This is a genomic window from Erysipelotrichaceae bacterium 66202529, from assembly GCA_017161075.1.
GTDB lineage: Bacteria > Bacillota_I > Bacilli_A > Erysipelotrichales > Erysipelotrichaceae > Clostridium_AQ.
In genome coordinates this window covers 1,649,213-1,666,658 of the sequence record CP046174.1, presented here as the reverse complement: position 1 = coordinate 1,666,658, position 17,446 = coordinate 1,649,213, and the positions used below count along the sequence as shown (strand labels likewise).

General features: G+C 40.6%; 17 protein-coding genes. All 17 read right to left on the bottom strand.

What is annotated here, in order from left to right; translation table 11 throughout:
* Positions 1–34: 34 nt before the first annotated feature.
* Entirely contained in the window at positions 35–1,099 is a 1,065-nt protein-coding gene (locus GKZ87_07835) for a glycosyltransferase (protein ID QSI25395.1), read from the bottom strand.
* Between the two features lie 102 nt (positions 1,100–1,201).
* A complete protein-coding gene (locus GKZ87_07830) occupies positions 1,202–1,708 on the bottom strand; it encodes an elastin (GenBank protein QSI25394.1) in 507 nt (168 codons plus the stop codon).
* Positions 1,709–1,767: 59 nt separating this feature from the next.
* Positions 1,768–2,604 (bottom strand): inositol monophosphatase, encoded by an 837-nt coding sequence (locus GKZ87_07825; protein ID QSI25393.1) that lies wholly within the window; start codon positions 2,602–2,604, stop codon positions 1,768–1,770.
* Positions 2,605–2,678: 74 nt separating this feature from the next.
* Positions 2,679–4,358, bottom strand: a complete 1,680-nt coding sequence (locus GKZ87_07820) for an AAA family ATPase (protein ID QSI25392.1) — start codon at positions 4,356–4,358, stop codon at positions 2,679–2,681.
* 31 nt (positions 4,359–4,389) lie between these two features.
* The gene (locus tag GKZ87_07815; protein ID QSI25391.1) at positions 4,390–5,487 is read right to left on the bottom strand and encodes an AAA family ATPase; all 1,098 of its coding nucleotides are present in this window, start codon (positions 5,485–5,487) and stop codon (positions 4,390–4,392) included.
* 33 nt (positions 5,488–5,520) lie between these two features.
* A complete protein-coding gene (locus GKZ87_07810; GenBank protein QSI27914.1) occupies positions 5,521–5,892 on the bottom strand; it encodes a hypothetical protein in 372 nt (123 codons plus the stop codon).
* Between the two features lie 26 nt (positions 5,893–5,918).
* Positions 5,919–6,119 (bottom strand): AAA family ATPase, encoded by a 201-nt coding sequence (locus GKZ87_07805; GenBank protein ID QSI27913.1) that lies wholly within the window; start codon positions 6,117–6,119, stop codon positions 5,919–5,921.
* Positions 6,120–6,642: 523 nt separating this feature from the next.
* Positions 6,643–8,031, bottom strand: a complete 1,389-nt coding sequence (locus GKZ87_07800; GenBank protein QSI25390.1) for an MATE family efflux transporter — start codon at positions 8,029–8,031, stop codon at positions 6,643–6,645.
* Positions 8,032–8,179: 148 nt separating this feature from the next.
* On the bottom strand, positions 8,180–8,641 hold the full coding sequence (locus GKZ87_07795) for a hypothetical protein (GenBank protein ID QSI25389.1): 462 nt from the start codon (positions 8,639–8,641) through the stop codon (positions 8,180–8,182).
* A 110-nt stretch (positions 8,642–8,751) separates the two neighbouring features.
* Positions 8,752–13,062, bottom strand: a complete 4,311-nt coding sequence (locus GKZ87_07790) for a leucine-rich repeat protein (protein ID QSI25388.1) — start codon at positions 13,060–13,062, stop codon at positions 8,752–8,754.
* Between the two features lie 10 nt (positions 13,063–13,072).
* Positions 13,073–13,582, bottom strand: a complete 510-nt coding sequence (locus GKZ87_07785; GenBank protein ID QSI27912.1) for a hypothetical protein — start codon at positions 13,580–13,582, stop codon at positions 13,073–13,075.
* A gap of 31 nt (positions 13,583–13,613) precedes the next feature.
* Entirely contained in the window at positions 13,614–14,108 is a 495-nt protein-coding gene (locus GKZ87_07780) for a signal peptidase I (GenBank protein QSI25387.1), read from the bottom strand.
* Positions 14,101–15,006 (bottom strand): hypothetical protein, encoded by a 906-nt coding sequence (locus GKZ87_07775; protein ID QSI25386.1) that lies wholly within the window; start codon positions 15,004–15,006, stop codon positions 14,101–14,103. The genes GKZ87_07780 and GKZ87_07775 overlap by 8 nt, the downstream gene beginning before the upstream one ends.
* A gap of 98 nt (positions 15,007–15,104) precedes the next feature.
* Positions 15,105–15,713, bottom strand: coding sequence for a hypothetical protein (locus GKZ87_07770; protein ID QSI25385.1), 609 nt, complete (start codon positions 15,711–15,713; stop codon positions 15,105–15,107).
* Between the two features lie 44 nt (positions 15,714–15,757).
* The gene (locus tag GKZ87_07765) at positions 15,758–16,291 is read right to left on the bottom strand and encodes a hypothetical protein (protein ID QSI25384.1); all 534 of its coding nucleotides are present in this window, start codon (positions 16,289–16,291) and stop codon (positions 15,758–15,760) included.
* Positions 16,292–16,341: 50 nt separating this feature from the next.
* Positions 16,342–16,536, bottom strand: coding sequence for a hypothetical protein (locus GKZ87_07760; protein QSI25383.1), 195 nt, complete (start codon positions 16,534–16,536; stop codon positions 16,342–16,344).
* Entirely contained in the window at positions 16,536–17,372 is an 837-nt protein-coding gene (locus GKZ87_07755) for a regulator (protein QSI25382.1), read from the bottom strand. Before GKZ87_07755 ends, GKZ87_07760 begins: the two co-directional genes overlap by 1 nt.
* Positions 17,373–17,446 lie beyond the last annotated feature (74 nt).

The following is a 17,446-nucleotide window of genomic DNA, read 5'->3' as shown; positions in this document are numbered from 1 at the left end:
AACCCTCAACTGCCTTCCTGCTCAAGCGCGGATTCTACGCACGTCCCTCTTTTTGCTTACGTTCCTGCAGCTCCTCGTACACCCGTGTATAAAATTCCTTCCAGATGCTCAGCACATTTTCCTTGGAATAATATTCACTGATATAGGCACTGTCTTCTGCACAGCGCTCATAATAGGCCCGATCCTCATGCAGCTTGCGAATCAGCCCGGCAAAGCTGTCATTGTCATCTGCCATCTGATATTTTTTAAACAGAATATCCTCGTACAGCTCCAAGGAACGAAGCACCATCGGTCTATGCAGATTCACAGCCTCTAGAATCGCCATCGGAAACAGCTCATTGTAGGATGGCATAAACAGTACATCCGCCATGTTATATACATCGTTCATATCACTGCGTGGAATGATTCCCGGAAACTGCACATTTTCCGGCGGATTTTCCACAACCTTTTTCAATTCCTCATAGCCGTCTGTAATTTTTCCAAACGAAAAGCCTCCGCACCAGACAAAGCGCACCTCTGGCAGCTTTTTCGCAACATCGACAAAATCCAGCACGCCCTTGCGTGTCTGTACCTGTCCCACGCCAATCACAACGAATTCATCCTCTTTGATTCCATAGCGTTCCCGTATGGCCTTACGTTCACTATCCGGCTTTACATAAAACTGTTCCTTGGATACATAGTTTGGAATATAGATCATTTTTTCTCTTGCTATTCCGTATTTCTCCAGCTCCTTCATAAAAATCGGATTTACAACAATCAAATAATCCGCTGTTTTATAAAAGCTGATTACATATTTTTTAAATACCGAAAACAGTGCCTTGGGAAGCTGAATACTTCCGTTCAGTGTATCCGGCAGAAAATGCACATAGCATACATTGGCATTTTTATTGTTCTTCATTTTCAGATAATTCTGCGGATCAATGGTATGAGAATGAATGATATCGGCTTTTTTACTGCTGTTGATTTCAACGGTAAACAAATCATCCGCTCCCTCCTTCACAAGATTCACCTGTTCCAGATAGGCACTCCCCACACCCTGTCCTTCCACCTTGTCGGCACTGGACAGCATATTGATTACGATTTTCTTATCCAAATCCATTCCTCCGCTTCCTGTTCACATGGTTTTCATAACCACCTTAAAATATTATACCATAAACCCAGGGGTGTTGTAACTCATATTGCAAGTATTACAAGTTTGTAACTAAGTGTGTGTAAGCAATACTTCCTGATGCAAAAGCACCGCCAGATGCAAACAGGCACGTCGCAGGCGTCTGTTTAATGTGCTTTCCACGATGTCTCCCTGATGGCGCAGCACCAGGCTTCGCTCCAGCCCGCGCACATACAAATCCAGTAAAAGCTCCTTTTCCAAATCCTTTAATTGCAGGATTCCCTGTAACAGCACATAGGCTTTCTGATCCTGCTTCTGCACCCTTTCCCTGGCCCTTCGCTGACGCTCCATCGCTTCCAGCACCGGATCCTTATGTACATAGCTGCTGTTTTTTGAAGTCTGTACAATGCTGCGTGTATAGTTCAGATAATCACTGAGCTCATCCTCGACCTGTAGCTGGACACTTTCCTCTCCATACAGCGCACTGTGCAGACGCAGGGAAGCCGTATACTGCTTTAAGAACAGCAGCTGTCTTTTCATATTATGAACCGTCTGATTCTCATCCACACACGGCTCATAAAAAAATTCAGTCTCCTTCATCCATTTACCTCCTATATACACTTATATACGAATGAAAAGTACCGAATTCCTAAATTTTTTTAAAATATTTTATTTTTTTCAAACAAACTGAAGACAATTTCCTTCTGTCGGCCATGTGATGCCCAGCCTGTCTCATTCCCACAATAGTCATAAGCATGCCCGTGTTCCATCTTGGACAGCACTGCTCCCAGCAGTATATCACGGATATTTCGGGTATCGGAGAAGTAAGCGAGGGCTTCCCCTTTCATACATGCCAGAATCGCATCAGGACAGCCCAGCTCCTTTGTACTGTCATCTATAACCTCAAAGCCGCGTGACTGCAGCTGCTGCACGAGATCCGCTGACAAGCGGCTGTTTTTGTATATGACTGAGGGAGCCTTTTCATAGCGGTTGTTCAGAATTTCACCATCCTCAACCTTGCTTAGCTTCAGCTGATGATATACTCTGCTTTCCTTCCCCTCCACATACGTATACATAATATCCCGTTTCGGAAAATATACGATTGCCAGGCGCACATCATGTTCATGAATGATGGCACTGCAGATTGACCAGGTATCCTTTTGGTGCAGATAATCCAGTGTGCCGTCAATCGGATCCAGAACCAGCGTATAGGCATAATCCTGTTTTGAAAAGCAGGTACGGCTTCCTGTTTCCTCTTCTACATCCAGACTCAGCACATCCTGATATTCGGGAAGCAGCGCCTGTAATAAAATTTCCTGAACGATTTCGTCCGCCCTGGTTTTTGCCTCACGCATGCGCTTATGACGTTCATCCTCACCATCCACCGTTTCCACCTGCTTGCCCTCATTGATAATCGTTGCCTGCATCATATCCGCAACGATTCCCGCTGTTTTGCTTGCGATAAACAGGCGTTCGTATATCTCCTGATAATCCATGCCACTGTTCCCTCCTAACAATTTTGTATTCCTGCAGCTATCTTTGTTTCATCATGCAGCTGTTATATTTTTAATCATTTCATGGTTTCTTTCCATACCATTTCCACATCCTTACCGCTGTGTGCAAGTGCGATATAGATTACATTCCCGCTAATCGCAATATCGTATCGATTCGCTTCTATCTGTTCAACAGCCTCTTTGCATTTTTCCTGTAGTAGCTCCGGTCGCTTTTCATATTCCTCTTTCTTCAGATATTTCAGCTCTATGATATACGATGGATATTTGTTCGTTTTACATTGCAGGATGATATCATATCTTCCTTTTCCCGCCTCCTGATTGCTTTTTACCTCATAATCTGCGTACAGACATGCACACATCCCCAATAACAGGGTGTGATAGCTGTTCTCATTGATCAGGTCATGGTAGCTTGTGGTTTTTAAGAGGAATTTTCTATAATTTTCCAAAAACATTTGCGGATTCTTACGTGTCAATCCCCGCATCATTTTTGTGAATCCGTCTGGGTCCTTTTTCATATAGTCAAGGGTCAGCGTTTTAAATGCCTCCATCACTTCCTCATTTGGTACAACCAAGGAGTACAAGCCATCATCCACACCTGTAATCGTCAAGTATCCGGCATTCACAAAAAGCCCCCACAGGCTGGCATTGCTGGAATACTCATAAAAGGATGTCTGCAGATCAACGACCGTTTCTAATTTTCTCGTCCTGATCAGTGTCTCATATTGTGCATGAAATTCCGCATCCGCTTCCTCCATTGCCTTTTTTATCATTCCCGATGAGCTGACATTCACCCAATAGGGAGCCAGTTGTTTCTCACTAACATAGTTAATAACTGACCATGGATTATAGATATCCTCATCACCGATATGATAACCGTCATACATCGCCTTTACTGCATCGCTATAAGGTAAGCCATAGTATTCCAGCATAGCTTTTACTTCTTCTTCCACAAAGCCAAAATAGCTAGCGTAATTACTACTGGCTACCGTATGCACTTTCAGATTATTTAATCCTAAAAATAGGCTAAAGTCCGCCTGTGGTGTATTTTCCTTCGCAACACGCTGAATCCCTGTCAGCATCGCATACTGCAAATAAGGGTTATCCTTCAATGCACTGCTCAGCATCCCTGCCAAAGCTCCATGCAATTCATCATAACAGTTATTTACATGTGCTTCGATAAACGGCGTGTCGTATTCATCTATAAACAGCATAATGCGCCTACCAGAAATCTTATATAATAACTCACACATTAGCATAATGCTAAATTGTACACGTGCAAAATCTTCCTCTTTTGCCAAGGAATCGTAAATCATCTGATAACGATTTACAAAGTCCTTATCAAGCTTTACATTATCTAGTAATGCCAAATATTCTCCCATTTTTTTTCGTAATACATAATAAATATTTATTTTTATATTTTCTTCATTACCCTTGCAATTCGCAAAGCTCAAAAAGATAGTAGGGTACTGATTTATCTCATTTGCATATGCTGTCTGCGTAATAGCTGTATCTTCAAATATCATTCTGGAATCCTTAGTATAATCGAAAAATTCTGCCAGCATACTCATATTTAATGTTTTTCCAAAACGGCGCGGACGTGTGATCAGTGTTACCTTCGCACCGCTATCCAAAAATTCTTTAATCATCAAGGATTTATCTACCACATAATACTTCTCTGTCTTCATTTCCTGATAATTGGATAAACCAACTGGTATTTTTTTCTTCTTTTGTTCCATGGCTTTCTCCTTTCCAAGAGTTTTATTATTATTATTTATTTTCATTCCATACCATTTCCACATCTTTCCCGCTGTGTGCCAGTGCGATATAGATTACATTCCCGCTAATCGCAATATCATATTGATTCGCTTCTATCTGTCTGACAGCCTCTTTGCATTTTTCCTGTAATAGCTCCGGTCGCTTTTCATATACCTCTTTCTTCAGATATTTCAGCTCTATGATATACGATGGATATTTGTTCGTTTTACATTGCAGGATGATATCATATCTTCCTTTTCCCGCCTCCTGATTGCTTTTTACCTCATAATCTGCATACAGACATGCACACATCCCCAACAACAGGGTGTGATAGCTGTTCTCATTGATCAGGTCATGATAGCTTGTGGTTTTTAAGAGAAATTTTCTATAGTTCTCCAAAAACATTTGCGGATTCTTACGTGTCAGTCCCCGCATCATTTTTGTGAATCCGTCTGGATCCTTTTTCATATAGTCAAGGGTCAGCGTTTTAAATGCCTCCATCACTTCCTCATTTGGTACAACCAAGGAGTACAAGCCATCATCCACACCTGTAATCGTCAAGTATCCGGCATTCACAAAAAGCCCCCACAGGCTGGCATTGCTGGAATACTCATAAAAGGATGTCTGTAGATCAACGACCGTTTCTAATTTTCTCGTCCTGATCAGTGTCTCATATTGTGCATGAAATTCCGCATCCGCTTCCTCCATCGCCTTTTTTATCATTCCCGATGAGCTGACATTCACCCAATAGGGAGCCAGTTGTTTCTCACTTACATAGTTAATAACTGACCATGGATTATAGATATCCTCATCACCGATATGATAACCGTCATACATCGCCTTTACTGCATCGCTATAAGGTAAGCCATAGTATTCCAGCATAGCTTTTACTTCTTCTTCCACAAAGCCAAAATAGCTAGCATAATTACTACTGGCTACCGTATGCACTTTCAGATTATTTAATCCTGAGAAAATGTTCTCTTTCGCAACACGCTGAATCCCTGTCAGCATCGCATACTGCAAATAAGGGTTATCCTTCAATGCACTGCTCAGCATCCCTGCCAAAGCTCCATGCAATTCATCATAACAGTTATTTACATGTGCTTCGATAAACGGCGTGTCGCACCAAAGGCGGGCTTTAGCCTATTCATCTATAAACAGCATAACGCGTTTTCCATAATACCGATAGCTTTTCTCGGTTAAGAAACTGATTGCATTCACTACCATATTCAATGATCCATCCTGCAGATTATTAAGTCCCTTCATAATCATATCAAAGCTCGGCTTTTCAAACATATCAATTTCATCGAAAATCTGTTTGAATTTTCTATATTCTTTCAATAATTGCATTTTTATCTGCATAACGATGTTTGTTTTATTTCCTTTTGCATTTGCAAAGCTCAGAAAAACAGTAGGATACTTATTTATTTCACTGGCATTTTCTGTTTTCATAATTTTCGTATCTTCAAAAATCGTCCTGGAATCCTTTGATAGGTCGAAAAATTCAGCCAGCATACTCATATTCAGTGTTTTTCCCGCTACTAGCGCGCCTCTTGTCGGATACCAAAGGTATCGACACTATTTCGGTGAAAACGGCGCGGACGTGTAATCAGTGTTACCTTCGCACCGCTATCCAGAAATTCTTTAATCATCAAGGATTTATCTACCACATAGTACTTCTCTGTCTTCATTTCCTGATAATTGGATAAACCAACTGGTATTTTTTTCTTCTTTTGCTCCATGTTATTCTCCTTTCCCATAGATATGTATCCTCCTTAATCTATTATTCCTTTATATTTTCATGATAAAACCTGTTTATATGCTTATTGAGCGGGAAACCTGATATTTATTTTTGAACTTCTCTTAATTATCCCAATATTCATATATTTCATCATGTTAATCACCTCTACCCTTATTTGCGTGTGGTATTGGCAACTAATGACACATTGTTTGTTTCATTATACCATACCGCGGCATGAGACTACATACAAATTAAAACAGATATTATAAGAATTCTTTCATTCACAAATGACCTTCCTTTGATGAAAAATAGCAGATGAACCAATCATATGCATACTTAGTAAAAAGCCTATAACTGATAAATACTTTCCTATTAAATCGCTGAAAACAGATACATAAATAAAATGCAGGATAAGCTTTCGAAGTCTCTAAAAAAAGCAAGGAATTGCAACCTTGCTTTGACTTCGTATATATAGGCAATATAATAGATCTATTTAATCTTTTATCAATCTGTCAGCACCTGTTTCATTTGTAATACTCATTGGCAAGCGCATGCTCCGCATCCAGATGCCGCAAAATATATATACTAACTGCAATTACAACGAAAAAGGAAATAATATCCGCAAGCGGCGCAGAATATAAGGTTCCTTCAACACCAAACATATTTGGCAGCAGTAACACAAAGGGAACACTTAACACAAAATCACGTAAAAGCGACAGGCCGATGGACAATACCGGCTTTCCCAGCGATTGCAGAAAGATACTGGTTGCCTTCTGTACGCAGCATAAAACAATCGTTCCCAGATATAACCGGAATGCCAGCACGGCAAATTCATTATACAAATCGTTCTCACTGCCGAAAATCTGGATAATCTGTAATGGGAAAAATTCAAAACAGACCATAGCGACAAGACCTACTGCTACCTCGGCAAGAAGCATCGTACGAAACAGCTTTTTCACGCGCTGCATCTGCTGTGCGCCATAGTTGTATCCAACAATAGGCTGTGCCCCTGCCGCAATTCCAACCACAAAGGAAATGACGATTTGAAAGACCTTCATAACGATGCCAACCACAGTCAACGGGATATCCGCACCATATTTTGACTGCGCACCGAAAATGACCAATACATTGTTCATAACCCCCATAATGACAACGATGGATATCTGTGTCAGAAAGCTGCTGATGCCCAGTGGCAGGATTTGCTTCAGCAATGAAAAGCGTAAGTGAAAGCTGCTTTTTGTAAGGGTGACGGATTTTAAATGCTTCACATAATACAATGCCAGTATAGCGGTGACAATCTGTCCGATGATCGTCGCAAGTGCGGCTCCCATCATACCCCAGCCTAATACAAAGATTGCAAGGGGGTCCAATATGACATTGATTAAGCAGCCTGCCAGTGTTGACAGCATTGCGAACTGCGGGCTTCCATCCGCACGAATTATGGAATTCATCATATTCGCAAACATAAAGAATGGGATACCGATCACAATATATGTGAAATATTCATCCGCATAGGCCAGGGTGTTCTCTGTTGCGCCAAAGCCCAGTAATACTTGATTCTTCATGAGGATGAAAAAGATTGTCAATACAATAGATACAAGTATTGTAAATAGAATGGCATTCCCCACACTGCGGTGTGCATTTTCATCATCCTTTTTTCCCTGACAGATGCTTAAAAAAGCAGCACAGCCATCTCCGATCAGTAGTGCCAGGGATAATGCAATGATCGTGATTGGAAACACAACATTGGTTGCCCCGTTTCCTAAATATCCTACACCTCTGCCGATAAATATCTGATCGACGATATTGTATAAAGCAGATACAAGCAGTGACATAATGCAGGGAATGGAAAATTTCAGCATCAGCCTTCCAATCGGCTCCTCCGCCAGATAACGATTAACATTTTGTTTCATAATAGCCTCCATTTCTGTTTTCGCATAATAAAAAGACCATAGCTGTAGCTTGCCACGCGATTGACCTTCACGTGTAAGCTACAGTCACAGTCTTTTACGTCCGTAAGTATAGCACAATAAAAAAATTCATGTAAGTGAAAATTTCAATTTATTTCAATCTCGTATATTTTTCCCTTACCCTCTGTACAGCCTTATAAAAGGTTGAGTTTTTCATTCCGATAAGCTCTTTATACGGACGTAGTGCCTCATGATTCTGCAATCGTTTTACGACCTCTGTTTCAAAATCAGGTGGTAGTGTGATGCGGGGTCTTCCATAGGCGCCCTCTCCTCTTTGCTTTCGTTCAAGAGCCTTCGCTATTCCCTGCTTCTGCCCCTTTTTCACCTGAAGCTGTCTTTTTTTCAATATCAGCTTATGTACTTCCAGCATCCACTGTGTATCCACAACTTTCCCTAAAACCTTTACCTGGATATTTCGCTTCTGACACAGGGTCAGTACCTGGTGAAAATCCATCTCCGTATAATCCAGATAACAGGATAACTCTATTTCATTTCCCTGCATGGCAGCGTCCCTAAGAATTGCTGCTTCCTCTACCTCAACATCATTTTTCATACCTGTCTCCTCGTATGTAACAAATTCAATAAAAGAGCAGGAGGAAACGTGCTGTACCTCCTTCCCTCCTGCTTTCTTTCATGAAATTCTCTGGATTCTCCTTTCCCCTATCATTCTTTTGTAGTCAATTGCTGAGATACTGTGTTGTTTTCCTTATCCATTTGTACCATCTGATCTATGGTATTGTCTGCGGCAGTATCCCTCTGCTTATTTTCATCATCCTCCTCAATGTCTTTTTTTATTTCAACATCGCTTTCTTTTGGAAGTGTCTGATCCTCCTTCGTATTGCTTACAGGCTGCTTTTGGGCAGTATCCTCTGGATCCGTTACCTTTACCTGTACATGCACACTGCTCTCTACAAGCTGCTTGGATGCATTGATTTTTGCATTCAGCAGATTCGTGCTTGTTGCCGCAGGTTTTGGAACCGGTGTAACTTTTCCATCAGGATTTTTTATTGCATCATAGAAATTATATTCTACAGGATTCTTTAACGCTTCCTGGATCACAGAATTGCTAGGATCATAATACATGACAATTGGTGTATAATACCCTGGCTGGTTCGTCGTAGCCTCGCTCCCTGCTAATCTGAATATTCCTCGCATTTCAGTTATTGTAGATGGCAGAGAAACAGTACCAGATAAGCTTGAACATTCCGCAAACATAGACTCTATATCAGTTACACCCTCGGGAATAATCAAATTGATATTTTTTAAAGAGCTGCAACCACTAAAGAAATATCTAGCGCCTAATTCCCCCTTCGGGTTACCGAAAAGATCTGTAGGAATAGTTTCTAATGAAATACACCCTAAAAACAATGAGCCTGCATCTGTAATATTCTCTGATAGCTGAAAGCCTTCCTCTATCATTGTAAGCTTTTCACATTGTGAAAATGAAGACAGTACAGTAGTCGCATTTTCAGGAAATCTATAGCTTGCAGGTATTTTTTCAATACCTGATCTAGTGAAAAGATAGGAAGCATTTACTATTTGTTCTCTAACCTTATCCGGTATGATGGCATCTTCAGGGGATTTAAGATTTTTTAAATCACTGAATGCATCCTCAAAGCTCGTCCAGTTATTACCATCTGTATCAGGACCTTCCTCATCAAACAATAACGTTTCAACTGTTGTTTTATCTAATTCAAAAAATTCATCAGTCATACGCTTTTCTCGGGAAATATATACATTTTTATAGCCATTTACCCTGGACATATTATTCTGCGTAATATACACATAAGGCGTTATGTTTTCATTCGTAAAGGTGATATCTGCCGGATCGCTGCTGCTCTCATAATCCTTGAATATAAGATTAACAGCCTGAGAAGTATTATCGAATATCGTCGCTTCAATACTATCTGCGGAGATTTCCTTTGGTATAAGTAATTGTCGGATGGATTGAACTCCCTCAAACATCTTATAGGTGCTCGTTATATCCTGACCAAGCAATTTCTTGTCCGGAGTTAAATGCTTCTCAAGATCTAAATCTGTTTCATCCCCGATATAATGTATATAATACGCACCCTTTCCACCATCGTAAGGTGCCCCTGTTTCATATACTTTTTTAAATTTCGAATTACATGCTGTAACTTTTCCATTTTCATTGGACATACTGTTATAAATATTAAAAAATTCCGGATCTTTTAATGCATCTTGAACAGCATTATTATCGATATCATATTCCATTACGATCGGTGTTGCGTAATCCTCATAGCATTCAGAAGCTGTTTCTCCAGTATTAGAAAAAGCATTGTGCATACTGATTAGAGAAGCAGGCATTCTTATTCTTCCCACCGCATCACTACAATCACTTAAAAATGAATTCATATTATCCACACTATCCGGAATCCTCATATCAATAGTTTTGATTCCTGAACTCATAAACATACCACCGATATCAGTTAAATGCCCCGTCTTTGGTAAGGTAAAGGTTGCTGTAGAAAAAGAGGAGCTGGAAAATGCATATGCTAGTGTTTCAACATTGTCTGCATATTCAAAAATATCTGTTGGTACATTTGTAAGCGTTGATGTTACTTCAAACAAGGCACTGCCGTCTTTTACACTTGCAGGTATAACGAAGCCATCTTCTATTGTTGTTAGTTCGCCGCATTCTGAAAACAAACCACTAATATCTTCAACATTTTCCGGCAGATAAAAATCACCATTTATTTTTTCAATCGATGAACCTGAAAAAGCACCAAACAAATTAAGAATATTATTTGATTTTTCAAATAAGTCTGCTGGTATATTCTTCAAGCCTGTATAGCTAAATATATAAGAGGCATTTACAACCGCTGGTGGTATTTGAAAGCCTTCCTCGATAGTTTCAAGACTATTACAGTCATAAAATATATTATCTATCGCTGTCACATTTTCCGGTAATGAAAATGATGCAGGTATACTCGTAATCCCGGTACCGGCAAAGGTAGAATCCATAGATGTGATATGCTCTGAGATTTCTGCGGGGATAATGATATCATCAAGGGATGTAATTCCCTGACAATAAGCAAAAGTACCGTCAAAAATCGCCCACTCCTCTCCGTTTTTTTCATATCCCGTTTCATCCACATACACCTTTTTTAAATTACTGAAATCACTACATCCATAAGCAGGTGCAGAATATTCGTTGGAAATAAATACATGCTTACACTCCCTTACATCATCTCGATTATCATCACTCAGATAGGCATACGGCACAACATCTCCAGCTAGTTCAAACTGCTTGTCTGAAATATCGTTTTTTACATCCTTGAATATCAGCTGTATATTCTGTGAGGTATTGATAAAGGTATTTAATTCAATCTTGGAAGTAGGTATGCTTTCCGGTACGACAACCCGTTTGATTTGTGATGCACTATCAAACATTTTGTATGTATTTGTAATCTCTGTCCCGTAAGTAACCATCTGGTTTTTCATTTCTTCCTCCAAATCTAACGTGTCATAGGAAGCAACATAATGCAGATAGTAATTTTCACCTTCTTCATTTACATAAGGAGCGTCTTCTTCATACACCTTGCTAAACTTCAGTTCCACTGGTGTTACACGTCCATCCGGATATTTCTCTGTATGTAAGTTGTTAAATGCATTAGCATACTCTATTTCCCTTTTGACCGTATCACTGTAATAGTACGTCATAACAAGAGGAGTACCATAGCCTTCATAAGCTTCATCAGTATCCGTACCGGCAAATTCAAATGTAGTATCCATCGAAGTGATACTCGAAGGAATTTCCAGTTTACCTCTTGCCTGATTACAGTATCGAAACATATTACTGATATTCTGGATGCCTTCTGGTAAAGTCATATCAATTAGTTTTAGAGAATCACAATATTCAAACATCCTTGATAAATTCACAAGATTTTTGGAAACAGGAAATTTAAATGTAGCTTCTTCTATACCTGAGTATTGGAAAGCTTCATTTAAATCTGTCAGACTGACAGCGTTATCAAACATTGTATTTGGAGCTGTGGCTAAAGAACTACAGCCATAAAAAATTTCACTTGCATCTGTAACTGATGCAGGTACTTTAAAATCAGCCGGTATGCTTTCAAGATCCTCACAATCTCCGAATATATTTTGAATCGTTGTTACGTTTTCAGGAAATTGAAAGGTTGAAGGAATTTCCTTGATTCCCGTACCAGAAAATGTATTTTTCATATTTGTTATAGTCTTATACATATTCGGTGAGAATATGATATTATCGAGACTTGTAATCGTCTTACATCCATAGAAAGCACTCTGTAAATTTGTCCATGTGCCTTTCTCATCAAACAAAACCTTTTCAACACTGTAATTTTCCATAAACAAATCATCTATCGTTTCCATAGATGAGGAAACAAATATATTTTTAAAGCCGTCGTAACTATCATATCCATAATCTATCATATTTACATAGGGTGTCACATGCGCATTGGTGAACACGCGATCAGATATATCGGTACTACCCTCATCCCCGTAAATAAGCTGTATCTCACTTGAAGGCTTTGCATTTTTGGCGTTTTGAAACGTATTTGTCTGAATTACATCAGAATTGATTTCAGACGGCATCAGAACACGTTCCAGCGTCTGATTTCCTTCGAATAATTTATATGTAGTTGTGAGCTTCGTTTTGGTTGTACCGATGACACCCTTTGCATCAAGGTCATTCGTCATATCCAGATATGTTCTGCTTTCCCCGCTTTTTTCTCCAATATAATGCACATAATAGTTTCCAAAACCGTCAGATTCCTCATAGGGAGCTGCTGTATCTCCATACACTCTTTCATAATCTGATACAGCTACCACCACTCTAGGCCCAGACTGATTCCTGCTCAATACATATTTTCCAAGCGTAAAGGCGCCTGCTGCTATAGCAACAAAGAATACCAATGCTCCCAATATGAAATACAGCTTCTGTTTGTTTATATTCTTCCATTCCATCTGCATTCCTCCTGTACTAATCCTTCTGCTCCGCTGTCACCTTTACCTGAAATCCGAATTCCCCGCTCTTGCTTGGATAAAATTTCAATAGATAATAATCAGTCTGTTCCTCTGTATGCTTTAATTCCATTCTGTTATCACTGATATTTGTAATTCCCGGTGTTTGATTCACTGCAACTTGTGCCTTTGTTTCATCCGTTGTAACCATACCGTCTGCGGCAATGTATTTTCCATCCTTATCACAGTGATACAAACTATACCGAACGGTCCCGGTATATCCGCTGTCTGTAAGTACTGTAATCCTGTACTTCATTGTGACATTGGATATGTCATCCCCTTCCTTATTCGTAACAGCAAACTGATAACTGCCAACCTGCCCATGATCGATTTCAATCTTTGAGCCTCCGGTAACAAGTGCTGTTTTAGGCTCGGCAATCTGTGCATAGGCAGTCCCTCCAAGTGTTGTACTATACTTTCCAAAGGTCACAAACAGCACGACAATGATCAGTGTCATTGCCGCCAATATGATTTTTGTTTTTCTTTCCATTGTTAATCCCTTATTCATCACTTTCATCCTCCTTCTTATCCGGCCACAGCGCAATCAGCATGGCTCCACCTGCCACACATGCCATCCCTGCAGGACTTTTCAGCTTCTGAATCAGTGTCCCTGCATAAGGGATTACAAACATGATTTTTCCTTCAATCATTTCCTGTGTGATCGGTTCATCCATACGGTTATTCGCATCTCCCTTCACAAGGATAACTTCTGCTTTTTTCTCTACGATGCGATGCGTAATCAGTGAGTTGTTTTTTCGATAGGTGATAATGTCCCCAACCTTGTAGGTTTTCTGCTCCTGTAAAAACGCCATACTTCCAGTTTCTATTGCCGGACTCATGCTTCCGGATAGAAAGATTACCTCCCCCCATCCGAAAAGCTTTGGTAACCGGGTGGACTTTGTTGTCTGTACTGCGAGATACAGCTGTGAAAAATACAGAATCAGCAAAATCCCCGGTATTACAAGCTTCAGAGGTTTTCTGATTCGCTTATTCATGCTTTTCTTTCTTCCTGCTTGCAGCTACAAGCATCAGAATTCCGATACTGAACAGGAACAGCGCCCCGTATAACAGGATATCGGAAGCATCCCCGGTATTTACAAAATCGGTATCTGCAGCATCCTCTGTGGGAATGACATAAGCTTCCTGTTTGCCAATTTGTCCGTTCTTATCGTTATTTTCAGATGCTGGAGGATCGGATGGCGCTGCAGGCTCGTTTTTATCGTTCTGTGAAGGGGTTTCTTCACTTCCAGGCGGTTGCGTAGCTCCGTTATCCTCAGGCTTTTCATGATCCGAAGGCTTCTGTATATCGTCATCCCCCTCGTCTTTTGGATCATCTGGATTCTCTGGCTTCTCAGGTGCTTCATCTATTTGTTCACCATCAATGCGCAGGTGCATGGTATAGGCTGCGCCGTCAGGAATATCCGCATAGCTTTTTCCTTCAGGAGACCATCGCCATTTTAAATGCAATTCCTCCTGTTCCTCTACCCCCAGTAATGCTCTGGTATATTGCAGCGGTGTTTCTGCTGTTTTCCATTCCCTTGTATCACCAATCAGATACTCTCCTTTGCTGTTCAGCAACTGATATTCCATTGGAATACCCTCCGCATTCGTTTCACTCAGGGTGAACAGATATGTCGATGTAAAATCCGCAGAATTATAAACAGTAAAGACATATTCGCCTTCTGCATCTGCCATAATCCGTTTTCTTCCATTCAGCAGTGTAAAGATATCCAGCGTACTGTTCTGCTTCCATTCTGTTTTTTCATCATATACCCTGATACTGGATTCCTTTTTCTGTGCATTCACCTTTAAAGGAAGTGCCAGTACAAACATGACTGCAGCAATCATGCATAGCATACTTCCTCTTTTCCGTAGCTTTCTTTTCCTGTCCATGATATCCTCCCTTAGCTTCTTTTTTCTATCCTTGTCAAAAGGCTTCATCTAACAGAAGCCCTTTGATAGAGACAGAAATCCATCTCTATTTTTGAAGCCTAATCTTTTTGTGAAAGCACAGCCTTAACAGTCAGCTTAGGACTTAGCGTCGTTGCATTTTCTGCTATACTGTTATCTTTTGAAATGCTGGCATCATCCTCGCCAAAAGCCCATCTCCAGTGTACATAGATTTTTTTCTTATTCGATCCAGAGCTCCAGTCCAGACTGGTAAGTGCATAGCTTTCCGGTGTTGGGGCATCAGCTGCTGTCCACTCGGAACTACTTGGTAACGTATCACTTTCTGTGATTGCCAGCTCGATTGGTACGGATGTATTTTCCATTTTTGCAGTAATCGTTCCTTCGACAGTCACCTCGGATGTATTCTCGATTTCGATTTCCTTTACACCAGCTGTTCCCGGTGCGATTTTATTTGTGGCTACATCGGCTTCTGCATTGGTACCGTCACTATCTTTTGGATTCTTAAATATACTTAAATCCGCGTTTAAATCTTTATTCAAATCTCCCGCTTTTACCTCAAATTTGGCGACAGAAGCAGTGTCTGTCCCCCCCAGCTCCGTCTGATACTTTGCGATTGTTCCTGCTGCCGCACATGTCAGCAGCAATGCGCCGGCCAGTGCCAGTCCTCCAATTTTGTTCTTCTTACTCATTTTCATTTCCTCCTTCTTTCCTTGTATGTCATGAGTTTCTTAAATCATCCATTCCCCCTATGTCCATGGGCTTCATCATTTGGATCCTTTTCATGCTTTCTCAATACACTTAAGTTTTTAAAATGCTTCCTGCATTCATATGCAGCAATCAGGATACAGCCGGCCCCTGCAATATGGAAGCCCTGCTCTGAAAGAAACACCAGTATTCCTGCGACTCTGGGTATCGTACATACAGAGACACTCCGTATTTGAGCGGGTGTAATATATCGCTTACCTGTATCATTTTCTATTTGATACCACGTTTTTCCCTGTTTTTTTATACAGCCAACCTGTAGCGAATCCCCATCCGAATAGATGATTACGTCCTGTTTCTGAAGGATGCCCGATGGCATATGTGCAATCATCAGGTCATCCTTATGCAATCCACAATATCGATCACCGCTTCCAATCAGATACGGTGTCCATCCAACGATGTTTGCCGGCTGGTTCGGTTGTGCAAGTCTGCTGATAATCAATGTGATATCCATCATCATCCATATGATCAGCAATATCCAAAGAAGCCGCTTTACATGCCGCATGGTTGCTTACCCACTCCCCCTATATGCTTTGAAGGTTCCCTTTCTTGCTCTCATCTTCCGGCTTCCTTTCCCTTCTTTGCCTGTGCCTGAAAGCATGCGACCTGCGCATCCGCCTCCTTACGACTGATCTGCTTTCCTTTGTAATAAAATTCTTCTACCTCATCCTGTAGCAATAAATGCGCAATACCCGCCATACGGTACTCCTGATGTGTATATTGTGTATCGTCTTTTCCAGTCTCCCGCATTATCTCTGCACCCACTCTCTGATTTCATTGTAATGCTGTTTTGATACCGGAACATGGTGGTTCCCCCTGATTGTAAGCTCATATCGTTTTAATGAAAGTACGTGATAACGGTTTACCAAATAGCTTTTATGGATCCTGCAGAACATTCCGTTCCCCTTCTCTTTCAGCTGCTCCTCCAGCTCGACCAATGTTATCCTCGCAAATATATCATTTTTCATATGAAGGATACTGTTCATATTGAATGCCTCACAATAAAGGATGTCACTGACCTGTACCACATGATAACGATTTTGTTGATCCTTCACAGTTATCGTTCCTTTTTTCTCTACCTCCCTGTTGACAAGCATATCCAGATATTCCTTCGTATAGGAAGCAAGCTGATTGGGAAACGCCTCTCCCTTGACTACATTGTTTAAGGGATTTGAAACATGCATATGAATTACAGAAAGTTTTCCTTTTTCCTCTTTCCACACAAAGGTTACCCTCTGCATATCGCGATATATTTCTCCGCTGGCTGCACTGGTCACCCCGATATAGCGCCCCATGATAATACATTCATGCGTATCATGACTTGCACACATATATTCCTGTGAGGTGAGCTGTATATGCGGAAGCTTCTCTGCATCTCTTTTCAACACGGCGATAATACTGTCCTTCCCCTGATAAAACTCATCCGCATTCGATCCGATCCACATACAGTTTTTATGAAGCTGCTCCGCTACAAAAGCAAGATTTCCCTGATAATGCCGATTCATAATTTCCTTTGTCAGCTCAATACAGCTATTGATCTGTTCCTTCTTCATCCCTACTACCGTCCCTTTACTGTAATACAACATAATTGATATTATGTTGTATTACTCTTTTTTATCGAAATAAAAAGCATGTAAAAGGATTACATGCTGAGATGTAT